This window comes from Flagellimonas cixiensis (assembly GCF_042134615.1).
Classification (GTDB): Bacteria; Bacteroidota; Bacteroidia; order Flavobacteriales; family Flavobacteriaceae; genus Flagellimonas; species Flagellimonas cixiensis.
The window spans coordinates 736,745-752,048 of record NZ_CP169639.1; the positions used below are offsets into that span (position 1 = coordinate 736,745).

At 39.7% G+C, this 15,304-nt stretch carries 13 protein-coding genes; 12 read left to right on the forward strand and 1 reads right to left on the reverse strand.

Translation table 11 applies throughout. From position 1 onward, the window contains the following. Positions 1 to 24: 24 nt before the first annotated feature. From ABT310_RS03335 to ABT310_RS03360, 6 genes are all read left to right on the forward strand, one after another. Positions 25 to 1,179, forward strand: a complete 1,155-nt coding sequence (locus ABT310_RS03335; protein WP_375325337.1) for a 5-(carboxyamino)imidazole ribonucleotide synthase — start codon at positions 25 to 27, stop codon at positions 1,177 to 1,179. Positions 1,180 to 1,183: 4 nt separating this feature from the next. Further along, complete coding sequence (gene purE / locus ABT310_RS03340; RefSeq protein ID WP_375325338.1) at positions 1,184 to 1,675, forward strand: 5-(carboxyamino)imidazole ribonucleotide mutase; 492 nt, start codon at positions 1,184 to 1,186, stop codon at positions 1,673 to 1,675. Between the two features lie 15 nt (positions 1,676 to 1,690). Further along, entirely contained in the window at positions 1,691 to 2,083 is a 393-nt protein-coding gene (locus ABT310_RS03345) for a hypothetical protein (protein WP_375325339.1), read from the forward strand. Beyond that, positions 2,080 to 4,110, forward strand: coding sequence for a M3 family metallopeptidase (locus ABT310_RS03350; RefSeq protein WP_375325340.1), 2,031 nt, complete (start codon positions 2,080 to 2,082; stop codon positions 4,108 to 4,110). The genes ABT310_RS03345 and ABT310_RS03350 overlap by 4 nt, the downstream gene beginning before the upstream one ends. Positions 4,111 to 4,222: 112 nt before the next feature. Then, a complete protein-coding gene (locus ABT310_RS03355; RefSeq protein WP_375325341.1) occupies positions 4,223 to 4,777 on the forward strand; it encodes a sigma-70 family RNA polymerase sigma factor in 555 nt (184 codons plus the stop codon). A gap of 2 nt (positions 4,778 to 4,779) precedes the next feature. Continuing rightward, the gene (locus tag ABT310_RS03360) at positions 4,780 to 5,010 is read left to right on the forward strand and encodes a hypothetical protein (protein WP_375325342.1); all 231 of its coding nucleotides are present in this window, start codon (positions 4,780 to 4,782) and stop codon (positions 5,008 to 5,010) included. Here ABT310_RS03360 and ABT310_RS03365 read toward each other — a convergent pair. Next, entirely contained in the window at positions 5,007 to 5,831 is an 825-nt protein-coding gene (locus ABT310_RS03365; RefSeq protein ID WP_375325343.1) for a hypothetical protein, read from the reverse strand. The genes ABT310_RS03360 and ABT310_RS03365 overlap by 4 nt on opposite strands. A 125-nt stretch (positions 5,832 to 5,956) precedes the next feature. Between ABT310_RS03365 and gcvP the strand changes: the two genes are divergently transcribed. The 6 genes from gcvP (at position 5,957) to ABT310_RS03395 (ending at position 15,295) form a co-directional block, all read left to right on the forward strand. Continuing rightward, on the forward strand, positions 5,957 to 8,809 hold the full coding sequence (gene gcvP / locus ABT310_RS03370) for an aminomethyl-transferring glycine dehydrogenase (RefSeq protein ID WP_375326142.1): 2,853 nt from the start codon (positions 5,957 to 5,959) through the stop codon (positions 8,807 to 8,809). A 171-nt stretch (positions 8,810 to 8,980) separates the two neighbouring features. Continuing rightward, positions 8,981 to 10,039 carry a 3-oxoacyl-ACP synthase III family protein gene (locus ABT310_RS03375; protein WP_375325344.1) on the forward strand — a complete coding sequence of 353 codons (1,059 nt, stop codon included), beginning with the start codon at positions 8,981 to 8,983 and terminating at the stop codon, positions 10,037 to 10,039. A 233-nt stretch (positions 10,040 to 10,272) separates the two neighbouring features. Continuing rightward, entirely contained in the window at positions 10,273 to 10,797 is a 525-nt protein-coding gene (locus ABT310_RS03380) for a methyltransferase (protein ID WP_375325345.1), read from the forward strand. A gap of 126 nt (positions 10,798 to 10,923) precedes the next feature. Continuing rightward, positions 10,924 to 11,766 carry a glycosyltransferase gene (locus ABT310_RS03385; RefSeq protein ID WP_375325346.1) on the forward strand — a complete coding sequence of 281 codons (843 nt, stop codon included), beginning with the start codon at positions 10,924 to 10,926 and terminating at the stop codon, positions 11,764 to 11,766. A gap of 192 nt (positions 11,767 to 11,958) precedes the next feature. Continuing rightward, positions 11,959 to 13,533 carry a MopE-related protein gene (locus ABT310_RS03390; RefSeq protein WP_375325347.1) on the forward strand — a complete coding sequence of 525 codons (1,575 nt, stop codon included), beginning with the start codon at positions 11,959 to 11,961 and terminating at the stop codon, positions 13,531 to 13,533. Between the two features lie 46 nt (positions 13,534 to 13,579). Beyond that, positions 13,580 to 15,295: a serine hydrolase domain-containing protein gene (locus tag ABT310_RS03395; RefSeq protein ID WP_375325348.1), complete on the forward strand. Its 1,716-nt coding sequence runs from the start codon at positions 13,580 to 13,582 to the stop codon at positions 15,293 to 15,295. Positions 15,296 to 15,304 lie beyond the last annotated feature (9 nt).

The following is a 15,304-nucleotide window of genomic DNA, read 5'->3' on the forward strand; positions in this document are numbered from 1 at the left end:
GCAATCATTCCAATTAGCAGAGCAATGCAATTTTTTTCTTCAGATTTTAAATTAGGTATTTTAGGAGGTGGACAACTGGGCAAAATGATGCTCTATGAAACCCGAAAATGGGACATTTACACCAAGGTAATGGATGCTTCCCCTGAAGCTCCTTGCAAGATTGCTTGCAACGAATTTATAGAAGGTAGTTTGATGGATTTTGATGCCGTTTACAATTTTGGGAAAGATGTGGACGTGCTCACCATAGAAATAGAAAACGTAAACCTGGATGCTCTTGAAAAATTGGAGCACGAAGGAAAAAAAGTCTATCCGCCCACAAAAACCTTACGAACCATACAGAACAAGGCCACTCAAAAACTGTTTTACACGGACCATGGAATCCCTACTTCTCCCTACACCCGGTTTGCTTATACCTCAGAAATTGAAGACAGCGTCCACAATGGAGGATTGGAATTTCCCTTTGTATGGAAAAGTGCACAGTTTGGATACGATGGCCAAGGCGTTAAAGTAGTCCGCAAAATGGAAGACCTTAAAGATCTTCCGAATGTGGAATGTATTGCCGAAAAACTGGTCAACTTTAAAAATGAATTGGCCGTAATCGTAGCCCGAAACACCAAAGGAGACGTGGTTACCTATCCCGTGGTGGAAATGGAATTTCACCCAGAGGCCAATCAAGTAGAGTACGTTATCTGCCCTGCTCGAATTGATGAAAAAGTTGCCAAAAAAGCACAAGAAGTTGCACTAAAAGTTTCCGAAGAAATGAAACAAATAGGGTTATTGGCCGTGGAAATGTTCCAGACCCAAGACGACCAAATATTGGTAAACGAAGTGGCTCCAAGACCTCATAACAGTGGACATTACAGCATAGAAGCCAGTTACACCAATCAATTTGAACAGCACATTAGGGCAATTCTGGGATTACCTTTAGGTAAAACAGAAAGTAAAGTGGCCGGAATAATGGTAAATTTGGTGGGCGCCGAAGGTCATACCGGTGATGTGGTCTATGAAAACATGGAAGAAATTTTGGCCATGGACGGGGTTACTCCACACATTTACGGTAAAAGACAAACACGCCCATTCCGTAAAATGGGGCACGTAACCATTGTAGATGAAGACATGGTCAAAGCCCGTGCAATGGCGCAAAAAGTAAAAGAAACCATCAACGTTGTAAGTAAATAACATTATGAGCAAAGTAGCCGTGATCATGGGAAGCACAAGTGATCTTCCCGTTATGCAAGATGCCATCGATATATTGAAAAGTTTTTCCATTGCGGTGGAAGTGGATATTGTTTCCGCCCACCGAACCCCCGAAAAACTGTTCGATTTCAGTAAAAATGCCCACAAAAATGGTTTTGCAGTAATAATCGCAGGTGCTGGTGGGGCAGCGCACTTACCCGGTATGGTTGCATCCATGTCGCCACTCCCTGTAATTGGAGTGCCTGTAAAAAGCAGCAACTCCATTGATGGTTGGGATTCAATTCTTTCCATATTGCAGATGCCCGGAGGAGTTCCGGTAGCCACAGTTGCCTTGAACGGCGCAAAAAATGCCGGTATCTTAGCTGCACAAATCATTGGAAGTGCAAATTCTGAGGTGTTGGAAAAAATTGAAGCCTATAAGGAAGGGCTTAAAGAAAAAGTGATCAAAGGCGCCGAAGAAGTCAAAAAAAACTTTTAAAAACCAAAAGTTGCCATGAGCTATAATCAGATTGGCATCTTAATTGGAATTTGTGCTGTTTCAGTACTGGGACTGATAAGAATAAAAATGAACACCCCTCTTTTAAAGAGGATTTGGAAATCTGTCCTTTTGAATTTTTTCCTCTATACCCTTTTATTGATTGTGATTGAAATTCGGTGGGAATTTATTTTGGAAAATGCCAAAAGTTTTGATCTTGACAACAATGGATTTATTGATGGTGCTGAAGTCACTGAGGAGGCCATACGTGCCCAGAATAAAGCAACAAGCGATACAGGAAGAAACTTTGCATTTATAACCGCTGCTTTTTTCTCACTAATTGTTTCCTTTACCATTTTCCTCACCACTTCGGTCATCGCATATTTAAATACTAAAAGCAACAACGCATGAACAACCCATTATTGGAGCCTTTTAATGAAGCTCCATTCTCTAAAATAAAAAACGAACATTTTAAACCGGCTTTTCTTCAAGCCATTGAAGATGCAAAAAAGGAAATAGACGATATTACCTCAAATCCAGAGGAACCTACTTTCGAAAATACGGTGGTGGCCTTAGATTTTGCAGGACAGCAATTGGACCGAATTTCCAGTGTGTTTTTCAATTTGAATTCAGCAGAAACCAATGAGGAGATTCAAAAAATTGCGCAGGAAGTTTCCCCCTTATTATCCGAGTTTGGTAACGACATTACCCTGAACGAAGCTTTGTTTCAACGTATAAAAACAGTTTACGAAAACAGGGATTCAATTGAACTTTCGCCAGAGCAAGCCACCCTTTTGGATAAGAAATACAAAAGTTTTAGCAGAAACGGAGCGAATTTGAACGAAGCCGATAAAAAACGACTTCGTGAAATCGACGCTGAACTGTCTAAACTAAAATTGACTTTTGGCGAGAACGTTTTGGCAGAGACCAATGCGTTTGAACTTTTGTTGACCAACGAAGAGGACCTTAAAGGACTTCCCGAAGGTGAAAAAGAAGCCGCAGCACATTTGGCCGAATCAAAAGGAAAAGAGGGTTGGTTGATTACTTTGGACTACCCGAGCTATATTCCTTTTATGAAATATGCCGAAAACAGGGAATTACGTAAAGAACTTGCCTTGGCATTTGGGAGCAAAGGTTTCCACAACAACCAGTTCGACAACCAAGAAAACATCCTTAAAATTGTCAACCTGCGTTTTGAACGTGCCAATTTATTGGGTTATGCCACCCATGCCCATTTTGTATTGGAAGAACGTATGGCCGAAACACCTGAAAAAGTACTTGAGTTTTTAAATGAATTGCTTGTCAAAGCCAAACCTGCAGCTGAAAAGGAATATACAACCTTAGAGGAGTTTGCAAAGGAATTGGACGGTATCGATCGTTTGGAAAAATGGGACAGTGCCTATTATTCCGAAAAATTGAAACAAAAACTCTTCAATTTGGATGATGAAAAACTGAAGCCCTATTTTAAACTGGAAAATGTGATCAATGGGGTTTTTAAAGTATCTGAAAAATTGTTCGGACTCCATTTCAAAGAAGTCCAGACCATAGATAAATACCACGAAGAGGTAAAAACTTTTGAGGTGTACGATGAGCAAGAAAACTTCATCTCACTTTTTTATGCTGATTTTCACCCAAGAGCAGGTAAACGAGGTGGCGCTTGGATGACTTCTTTCAAACCACAATACACCTTAAACGGTACCAACAGCAGGCCACATATCTCAAATGTCTGCAACTTTACGCGCAGCACCAGTAAAAAACCGTCTCTATTGACCTTTAACGAAGTGACCACCCTCTTCCATGAATTTGGACATGCATTGCACGGTATGCTGGCCAACACCACCTATCCTAGTCTTTCTGGAACATCAGTGTATTGGGATTTTGTGGAATTGCCTAGTCAAGTTTTGGAGAATTGGTGTTACGAAAAAGAGGCTTTGGAACTTTTTGCATTCCATTATGAAACCGGAGAGTTGATTCCGATGGAATTGGTTGAAAAAATTAAAGAATCGTCAAATTTTCAAGAAGGAATGGCTACGGTAAGACAACTGAGCTTTGGCTTTTTGGATATGGCTTGGCATGGAACTGACCCAACGAACATCAAAGATGTTAAAGCATACGAAGTGGAGGCATTTGCAAGTACCAACTTGTTCCCAGAAACCCCTGAAACTTGTATGAGCACCGCATTTTCCCATATTTTCCAAGGCGGATATTCTTCGGGCTATTATAGCTATAAGTGGGCAGAGGTTTTGGACGCCGATGCCTTCTCTTACTTTAAGGAAAATGGCATTTTTAGCCGTGAAATCGCCAGTAAATTCAAAGACAATGTGCTTTCCAAAGGAGGAACTGAAAACCCCATGGAATTGTACAAAAGGTTTAGAGGGGCAGAGCCAAATATTGATGCTTTGTTGGAACGTGCTGGACTTTTAGAAGTCAAGGAATAAAAAAAACAGCTACTGATGTAAGTATTAAAATCCAGGTACGTCTAACACCTTTTTAAACGAAAAAAACACTCATTCGATTAAAAAAATTACATTTGGGAATCACTGATTGAAAATGGCAAAACACCAACTACATCCAGAAAATTGGGTAGACCAACATGCAGATTATCTTTTCAACTATGCAGTTGGAAGGGTGAGTGATGCGGAGATTGCCAAAGATTTGGTTCAGGAGACATTTATGGCGGGCCTTAATTCTTCCAAAAACTTTAAGGGCGATGCTGCGGAACGCACCTGGTTGGTATCCATTTTAAAGCGAAAAGTAATAGACCATTATCGAAAAAGCAATTCCAAAAAGGGAAAAGCAGAGGTGCGGATGAGCTATAGCTCAGATACAGATGCCGAAGGGGATTGGTTGGAACAACAAGTGGCAGACCCATTTAGTAAAGATGGTGATAACGTAATGGAAAATGAAGAATTGGGAATGGCCATTCAAGATTGTATTTCCAAATTACCAGAAAAACAGGCCTTGGTCTTTAAAATGAAGACCATTCAAGATATGAGCACAGAAGATGTTTGTAATGAACTGGGAATTAATCCGTCCAACCTTTGGGTAATGATCCATAGGGCAAGAACGGCTTTAATGGGTTGTTTAAATGAAAATTGGTTTTAGAAATGAAGATTACATGTGACGAGGCTTCAGGCATCTGCGATAAATCACAATACGAAGAAGCAGGCTGGTGGGAAATCTTTAAACTCCGCCTACATTTGCTGTACTGCAAAACGTGCAAAAAATACTCCAAAAAAAACAGTGAACTTACTTCCCTATGCGATCGTGCCGGACTTACGGTACTTTCCAAAGAGGATAAGGAAAAAATGAAAAAGGATTTAGAGAAAAACCTTTAAAAATAGTTTTCCACTCCCCAAAACAAACAGAACCAAAAAATAGGGATGGCTTCCACCCAAAAAGGGACAAAATATTGGGTGTAGATTTTTTTTCCAGACCATAGGACCAAATTCAAAACCAGGCAAAGCACCAATCTAAATTCCACCTCTAACTGGTGCACCTCATCTTTTAAAAAAGTCAACAAGAAAAATAAAACAGTTAAAACTACGCCCAACTTTTTTGTATTGGGCACGCCAAGCACTTGAGGCAATGTTCTCAGTCCCTTATCATCCCATTGCATGTCTCGAATCTCAAAGGGAATAATCAATACCAAAACCAACAAAAATCGCTGTACAAAAGACACCCAAAAGTCCCAATTTATAGGCAAATCGGCATCAATCACAGGCAATAGCACTGTAAACCCAGCCCACACAAATGCCACGATATATACTTTTAAACCCGCCAAATTCCTTAGGTTTTTAGCTCTCGGCAACAAGGGAACCGCATAGAGTGCAGATAAAATGCCCAAAATGATGGTTGCCACCCAAATTTCCTGTTTTAGCTGAACCAAAAAATAGAGGGCAAAAACAAATGAGATAAAGCTGAAAATCTGAATCACTTTGTGATAAGCATTCGATACAATAATGTATTTGTACGCCTCTACCCCATACTTTATAAAATTGTAGCACACAATTACACTAAAAAAAATAAAGCCCAACAAGTTCAAATCGGAGAACGTCCCCAAAAAATGAAAAGTGACCCCCGCCATGGCCAAAACCGATAATGCCACATGAATACTGGCATCGAGATAAAAATCGAACAAGGCTTTTAAGGTTCGCATGGAAGAAAAACTTTCTTAAAACGGCTAAGGTTAATTGCTGGTTAACAACTTTGATTCAGTGTCCTTCAAAATTGCCCATTTTCATCGAATTAATCCCTAATTTTGTGCACTTTATTGGATTGAACATGAACACAGAGGTTTTTGCCGCCAGACACATTGGCGTAACAGAAAAAGACATGCCCCAAATGTTACAAACCATTGGGGTCGAGAATTTGGACCAGCTCATCTACGAGACCATTCCAGACGACATTAAACTTAAAAAATCATTGGACCTTCCCACAGGCGTTCCCGAACACGAATTCCTGAAACATCTGCAAGGATTGGCCCAAAAAAACAAAATATTCAAAACCTACATCGGTTTAGGATATCACGAGTCGCTGACTCCTTCGGTAATCCAACGTAATATTTTGGAAAACCCGGGATGGTATACAGCTTACACCCCCTACCAAGCAGAAATTGCACAAGGCAGGTTGGAGGCTTTGTTGAATTTCCAGACCATGGTAAGTGACCTTACGGGAATGGAAATCGCCAACGCATCCCTTTTGGATGAAAGCACCGCTGCTGCGGAAGCTATGACCATGTTGTTTGAATTGCGTAGCCGCCCACAGAAAAAAGAAAACGTATGTAAGTTCTTTGTTTCCGAAGAAATATTGCCCCAAACATTGAGCCTACTGGAAACCCGCGCTATACCTTTAGGTATAGAGTTAGTGGTGGGGAATCATGAAGCTTTTGATTTCACCAATGATTTTTATGGTGCCATGTTGCAATACCCAGGAAAGCACGGTCAGGTTCACGATTATGCCTCCTTTGTAGAAAATGCAAAGGCAAACGACATCAAGGTAGCGGTTGCCGCCGATATTTTGAGTTTGGTAATGCTTACTCCTCCCGGTGAATGGGGTGTTGATGCAGTAGTGGGAACCACACAACGTTTTGGAATTCCATTGGGTTATGGTGGGCCACACGCCGCCTTTTTTGCCACTAAAGAAGAATACAAAAGAAATATTCCCGGTAGAATTATCGGGGTAACCAAAGACACCGATGGCAATCGTGCCTTGCGTATGGCGCTTCAAACCAGAGAGCAGCATATTAAAAGGGACAAAGCCACTTCCAACATTTGTACAGCTCAGGTGTTATTGGCTGTCATGGCTGGAATGTATGCCGTTTATCACGGTCCGGAAGGATTGAAATTTATTGCCAATAAAGTTCACACATCGGCCAAATTATTGGCCAAAGGACTGGAATCTATTGGTTTGAAGCAACTCAACTCGGCTTATTTTGATACCATCAGGGTAAAAGTTGGCAACATAGACAAGTTGAAAGAAGTTTGTGAGAGCCGAGAAATCAACCTGAATTATATTGACAACGAAACTGTTTCTATTTCTTTGAATGAAGCTACTTCCGAAGAAGATTTAAAGCTATTGCTTTCTTGTTTTATCGTTTCTCAAGACAATACGGACGAAATTTCTTTTGAAGGTAATGTAAATGAAGTAATCCCAACTTCCCTTCAACGAACTGCACCTTATTTGGAGCACGAAGTTTTCAGTTCGTATCATTCCGAAACTGAACTGATGCGCTACATCAAAAAATTGGAGCGTAAGGATTTGGCATTGAACCAATCCATGATTTCTTTGGGAAGTTGTACCATGAAATTGAATGCCGCTTCTGAAATGCTACCGTTGAGCTGGCCGCAATGGGGCAATATCCACCCCTTTGTTCCTTTGGAACAAGCACAGGGCTACCAAGAAGTTCTGAAATCTCTGGAAGAGCAATTGAATGTAATCACAGGTTTTGCAGCAACTTCATTACAACCTAATTCTGGGGCTCAAGGTGAATATGCCGGACTTATGGTGATTCGTGCTTATCACGAATCTCGTGGTCAAGGACACCGTAATATCTGCATTATTCCAGCTTCTGCGCACGGGACCAACCCGGCATCTGCGGTTATGGCTGGCATGAAAGTAGTGGTGACCAAAACCGACGAGAATGGAAATATCGACATGGCCGATTTGGAAGATAAAGTCATCAAACATGCTGAAAATCTCGCGGCATTGATGGTCACTTACCCATCTACCCATGGTGTTTTTGAATCTTCCATCAAACAAATCACCAAATTGATTCATGATAACGGTGGACAAGTGTACATGGATGGCGCCAACATGAATGCACAGGTTGGATTGACCAACCCCGCTACCATTGGAGCCGACGTATGCCACTTGAACTTGCACAAGACCTTTGCAATCCCCCACGGTGGTGGTGGACCAGGAGTTGGACCCATTTGTGTGGCCGAACAGTTAAAACCGTTCCTACCTTCCAATCCTGTAGTACCAACTGGAGGTGAAAAAGCTATAACGGCAATTTCAGCAGCGCCTTGGGGTAGCTCTTTGGTATGTTTGATTTCTTATGGCTACATCAAAATGTTGGGTGCTGAAGGTTTGACCAATGCCACCAAAGCAGCAATTTTGAACGCGAACTATATCAAGGACCGTTTAAAAGGTAAATTCGATGTGCTCTATACCGGTGAGCGCGGTCGTGCAGCCCATGAAATGATTATTGACTGTAGACCATTCAAGGCTAACGGGATTGAAGTAACCGATATCGCAAAGCGATTGATTGATTACGGTTTCCACGCCCCAACGGTCTCCTTCCCAGTGGCAGGAACATTGATGATCGAGCCGACCGAGAGTGAAAGCAAAGCCGAATTGGACAGATTCTGTGATGCTTTGATTTCGATAAGGGCAGAGATTGACGAAGCCTCGGCTGACGAACCCAATAACGTACTTAAGAATGCTCCACACACATTGGGGATGCTTACAAGTGACGATTGGAATATGCCTTATAGCAGGGAAAAAGCAGCCTATCCACTGGATTATGTTGCCGAAAATAAATTTTGGCCAAGCATTCGTAGAACCGATGAAGCATTTGGGGATCGTAATTTGATCTGTACCTGTGCACCCATCGAAGATTATATTGAGGCCTAAAAACCATTATAAACACTGATAAAAAGCCCTGAGCAATCCAAGTGTTCAGGGCTTTTTTGTGCCACAGAACCAACAAACAAGCTGTTGAACATTGTAACATTTATTATGCATGCATAACATTCAATTTTAATTGAGCTATATTGGTGTAGAACAAACAAACTCCAACAGCACATGAAAATTGGCATCACCGGAACCGGCAGTTACATCCCGTCAGTAGTTACTGATAATGACGATTTTTTGAATCATGAGTTTTTAGGTATTGACGGCTCAAAATTTGAGCAAGAAAACGCTGTGATCATTGAAAAATTCCAAGCCATTACCGGTATTACTTCGCGCAGATATGCCAAACCGGACCTCAAAACTTCTGACATTGGGTTTTTGGCTGCGGAAGAGGCCATTTCCAATGCTGGAATAGACAAAGAGGAACTGGATTACATCATTTTCGCCCATAATTTCGGCGATATGACACCTGGAAAAATCCAAGGGGACACCTTGCCCAGTTTGGCCTCTCGTGTAAAACATTTGTTGAGAATTAAAAATCCAAAATGTGTAGCGTACGATCTTATTTTTGGTTGTCCCGGTTGGATTGAGGGTGTTATACAGGCCAAGGCGTTTATTCAAAGTGGGATGGCTAAAAAATGCTTGGTGATTGGTGGGGAAACCCTTTCAAGAGTTATCGACCCACATGATCGTGATAGCATGATTTTTTCCGACGGTGCCGGTGCCACAGTTTTGGAAGCAGAACCAAATTCTGGTGAAATTTTGGCGCATGCCTCTGCCACCTATGCCAATGATGAAGCCTATTATCTCTATTTTGATAAGACCAACAGCTCAAAAGGGTGTACCGATACCCGATACATAAAAATGCAAGGACGTAAAATTTATGAGTTCGCCTGCATCAATGTACCGAAAGCTATGGCTGAATGTTTGGATGAAAGCGGGGTGGCCATTGATGATGTCAAAAAAATATTCATTCACCAAGCCAACGAAAAAATGGATGAGGCCATCATCAAACGGTTTTATAAAATTTATGACAAAAAGGTTCCCGATAATATTATGCCCATGAGTATCCACAAATTGGGGAATAGTTCTGTTGCCACCGTGCCCACTCTTCTAAATATGGTTGAAAAAGGGGAACTCCAAGAACATCAATTGACCAAAGGCGATGTGATTATGTTCGCCAGTGTAGGGGCAGGAATGAATATAAATGCGGTGGTTTATCGGTATTAATGATTTTTTTGTCATTCTGAACGCAGTGAAGAATCTATCAAAATTAACATCCAACCAAGTTAGACACGAATTAATCGAATTGGCACTAATGTCAAGATAAAATTTCAAGTTCAAATTCAAATTCAACAAACTTCTAACTGACTACTAACTATTGACTACTAACTATTGACTACTAACTACTAAAACCTAAAAGTAATTTGGGAATTGTGGTTTGTTTTTTGGAATTTTAACCCATGTACGAAAACAACTTTCCGAATAAGCGCTACAAACATACTCTAGAGTTTTTGAGCAAGCATATTTCTACCTCCGAATCGATTTTGGATCTGGGTGTGGAAAATCCTTTTTCCGAGATTATGAAATCCAAAGGATATACTGTAGAAAACACCAAAGGTGAAGATTTGGATGTAGATTTTACAAGTGTTGCCGATTCCAATGCAGACGTAGTGACCGCTTTTGAAATCTTTGAACACTTGGTAGCTCCTTATAATGTGTTGAAAGAAATAAAAGCCAAAAAATTAGTCGCCAGTATTCCGATGCGCTTATGGTTTTCATCGGCCTACCGAAGTAAATCGGATCCTTGGGACAGACATTACCACGAATTCGAGGATTGGCAGTTTGATTGGCTTTTGGAAAAAGCAGGTTGGAAAATTAAAGACACCGCCAAATGGACCAATCCTACCAAAAAAATTGGTTTTAGACCCCTACTCCGCTACTTTACCAATCGCTACTACATTGTTTACGCTGAAAGAACGCATTAATCGTCATTTCCAAATTAGCGAAGCGATTGAGAAATCTCTCCTTAGTTTCTATAGATTTCTCACATTCGTTCGAAATGACAACAAAGTAATTTGGGAATTGTAGTTTGTTTTTTGGAATTTTAGCAGATGCGAATCAGTATCGTTATTCCAGCACATAATGAAGCAGCTTTTTTAAAAGATTGCTTGGATGCTTTCGTTGCGCAAACCTATTTACCCAATGAGCTTATTATTGTAGATGATAATTCCACGGATGAAACTTTTGCCATTGCTCAGGATTTTGCTAGAATGCACCCTTGGATAAAAGTGCTGCAAAGACAATCCAAAGACTCACATATTCCAGGTAAAAAAGTAGTGGACACGTTTAATTTTGGTTTGGAACAGACCTCAGATTTTGACCTTATAGGCAAATTTGATGCAGATATTATCCTACCTCCCAATTATTTTGAGGTGATGGTGAACAATTTCCAAGCCCATTGGAAATTGGGCATGTGCTCCGGACTTTTGTTCGTCCAAAAAAATGAGAAATGGGTGTACGAGAACATTGCGGACAAAAACCATGTTCGCGGGCCTATAAAATTGTATCACAAAGCTTGTTTCGACCAAATTGGAGGTTTACGCCCCGGGGTAGGTTGGGATACCGTGGACACTCTTTTGGCCAAATACCACGACTTTGAAACTTTGACCATTCCAGAGCTTCAGGTAAAACACCTTAGGCCTACGGGACATGGCTATAGCACCAAAAATTTTCAAGCAAAAGGAGAAGCTTTATATAGAATGAGGTATGGCATCGTGCTAACCAAAATCGCATCACTTAAAATGGCATGGCAGGCCAAAAGCCCAAGATTATATGTTCAAATGATTTTTGGGTTTCTTAAGGCTTTCATTCAAAATCAAGCCAGATATGTTTCCAAAAAAGAAGGCACATTTATCCGAAAATATCGTTGGAAAGGTATCAAATCCAAAATATAATACAGCCGCCACTTGCCTTACACCGCTGTTTCCATATTCTTACAATCACAATAAATTATTCCCGTCCATCAATTGATAAGGGGCATTCATCAATTGCCTGCGCTTTAAAAAACCTCCTTCCACTAACTTTAATTCAACACTATAATTAAAGTCCCGATGCCAGAAATGGGATTGCAATAGGATATTTTACGAATGAAACCTTTTCTCATCATCAAAAAACCATTTTTTTGGGTAGTACTTTCCCTTGTATTTGCCCAATTAATCCATGCACAAGTTCCTGGTGAAAGTTATTTGGACAACACAGGGTATGTGGAATATATACAAGGTGATCACCCTGTAATTATTACGGTTCCCCACGATGGTTATTTGGAACCTGACAATATCCCCGATAGGTCTTGCAACGGATGTAAATACGGAAGCGATTCCCATACTCAGGAGATGGTAAGAACTATTATAAGTGCCTATTATGAACAAACAGGCCACTATCCTTACGTAATCATCAATCTGCTCGCACGCGTAAAGTTTGATGCGAATAGACCCATTGACGAAGCTGCTGACGGGAACGCAACAGTAGAAACGGCATGGCAGAATTACCAAGATTATATTATTGCAGTCAAATCAGAAATCGAACAAGATTACGGCCGTGGCATTTTATTCGATTTTCATGGTCATAGTCACAATGTTGAAAGAGTGGAATTGGGCTATACCCTCACCAAGGAAGAACTCGGACTGCCGGATGAAGTACTCAATTCATTTGATTTAGTGGATGGAAGTAGCATTAAAACGCTAATAATGGACAATCCCTTACAACAAACCCATTCCCAAATGCTAACGGGGACATATAGTTTTGGAGCCTTACTACAGGAACGAGGCTATCCAACAGTGCCCAGTCCAGATGACCCCTACCCTTATGAAAATGAAGATTATTTTACGGGGGGATTTACCATTTTTACCCATAGCTCAAGACGAGACAACAATAGTGCCATAGACGGTATTCAAATTGAGGTAAATAGTGATATTCGATTTGATGAAGCACTACGAACCAATTTTTCAATTGATTTGGCCAAGGCCATTTTTGAATACCTCAACCTATTTTACCTTTCAGAAGAAGAAATTGTGGATGTAGATCAGGATGGCGACAATGCCAATATTGACTGCGATGATAACAACCCGAATATAGGACCAAGTCGAACTGAAATTCCGTACAACGGCATAGACGATGATTGTAATCCACAAACTTTAGATGATGATTTGGACCAAGACGGGTTTGCACATGACGAGGATTGCGACGACACCAATCCAAGCATAAATCCCGATCAAGAGGAAATACCCTATAATGGTATCGACGATGATTGCAATTCCGCCACCTTGGACGATGATTTGGACCAAGATGGATTTACCAGTGATAAAGATTGCGACGATACCAATCCTAACATAAACCCAAATGCAGAAGAAATCTTGGATAATTCAATTGATGAAAACTGCGACGGAGAGTTGGGCTCCTCAACCATTGAACCGCCAAAACCTACTGAACCAACAAATGAGATTGCTTTTTATCCCAACCCAACAGATGAGCTCTTACTAATTGTAAATGCAAAAGCCTTAAACTTCTACGTAGAATTTTTTGACACCAGCGGAAAACTAATTTACAAAGTGGCCAATCAAAAAGAACTGCACTTGGAACATCTCGCCAGCGGTCAATACATTATGGTGTACCACGATTTAACTAATGGTAGAGCAATTAGTAAAAAGATTTTGATCAAGTAATCCAATTCATAAAACATTCATCAACCCAAATATTATCAAAATTACCATGGCTATTTCAAAACCAGTTTCAATCAAGATGCATATAATGTTAATCTTGTTGCTATGTCAAAATCTATCTTTAGCCCAAAAGACTGATTCCATCACATTAAATAAAATTGATTCCCTAATTACATTGCTCGATAGTAAAGATGCTCCAGGTGGTGCTATTTCTATAATACAAGATGGGAATACCACCTATCGAAGGTATTTTGGAATGCAGGATTTGAAGAAAAAGATTCCAGTTTCAGCATCCACACATTTTAATATGGCTTCAATTTCAAAACAATTCACCGCTATGTGCATTTCCCTACTTGAAGAACAGGGGAAAATAGACATAGAAAACGATATCAAAATGTATTTTCCAGATTTTAAATACACCAACAGTATCAAAGTAAAAAATCTCTTAAACCATTCTAGTGGAATTAGAGAATCCACTGTTATTGCCGTTCTTGCTGGAAATGTTAATTTAAAAGGTGAACTCCCTAAAAAGAAGCACAATAAAGAATTCTTGTTTGAAATTTTAAAGAAGGAAAAAGATTTGAACTTCCCGACAGGTTCTGAAATGTCCTACACCAATATTAATTATGTTTTATTGGCCGATATAGTTGAACAGGTAAGTGGCATGAGATTTAAAAATTTTGTGGACAGTGCGATTTTCAAACCACTAAAAATGAAAAGCTCTTATGTTGAAAACACAATGGAACCCTCCTCTGTTTTTGGTTACTATTATAATGGCAAGAAATTTAAAAAGAAACACTTACAAGGAGGAACCTATGGAGATGACAATTTAGTCAGCACCCTAGATGATTTAGAAAAATGGAATGCCAATTTCTTTGACAATAAGCTAGGGAATAAAAACAAAAACCTTATCCGTAAATTCACTACCAGTATCCCATTAAATGATGGAGAAAAAAGCAATTATGGATATGGCCTAAGCATTGGTTTTCATAGAGGATTGAAGAGGTTTTCCCACGATGGGGAAAACAATTTACACACCACTTTTATTTTTAATGTTCCTGAGAAAAGAACGAGCATCACTTTCTTGGTCAATGCAACAAATTATAACAATCCAATTGACCAAGCATATAAAATTATTGATTTGCTATTTCCGGAGTCTCCAGAGAAAATACAGGAGAAAATCGATTCTGAAAATCAACATGAAACGATAAAAGATTCGGAATTAAAAAACTTAATGGGATTGTATTATGAAATTAACGAGAATGGAACCGCACAAATACGAAATGTAACCTACTCTAATAACCAATTATTAATATCGAAAAATCCAGACATAAAAGGGTGTCCGCATACCTCTGTAAATAAAAATGAATTTATTCCCCACAATAGTTTAGGACATCCTAACCAAGTTCTTTTTAACAAAGATAACGATGAGATTACCTTCACGGAACACTTTGATGAAGGTCCCTATAAACAAGAAGACTATAATTTTAAAAAAGTAAAAGTTGATAATTTGGATTACCCATCCTATACAGGTACCTATCTTGAATTAAACCACAATTCCAAAATAAAAATCAAATCTAAGAAGGGTAAAATTTTAGCTAAAAAGTCCATTCTTAAAATTCCATTGATTCCTATTGAGCAGGATAAGTTTTATTCCCCTGATTATGAAGCTTTGTTTATCTTCAAAAGGAATGAATCAAATCAAATCAAGTCCTTACTAATAAATTCATGGAATTTCAGGAACTTTAATCTAATTAAAAAATAGATTTCTTAA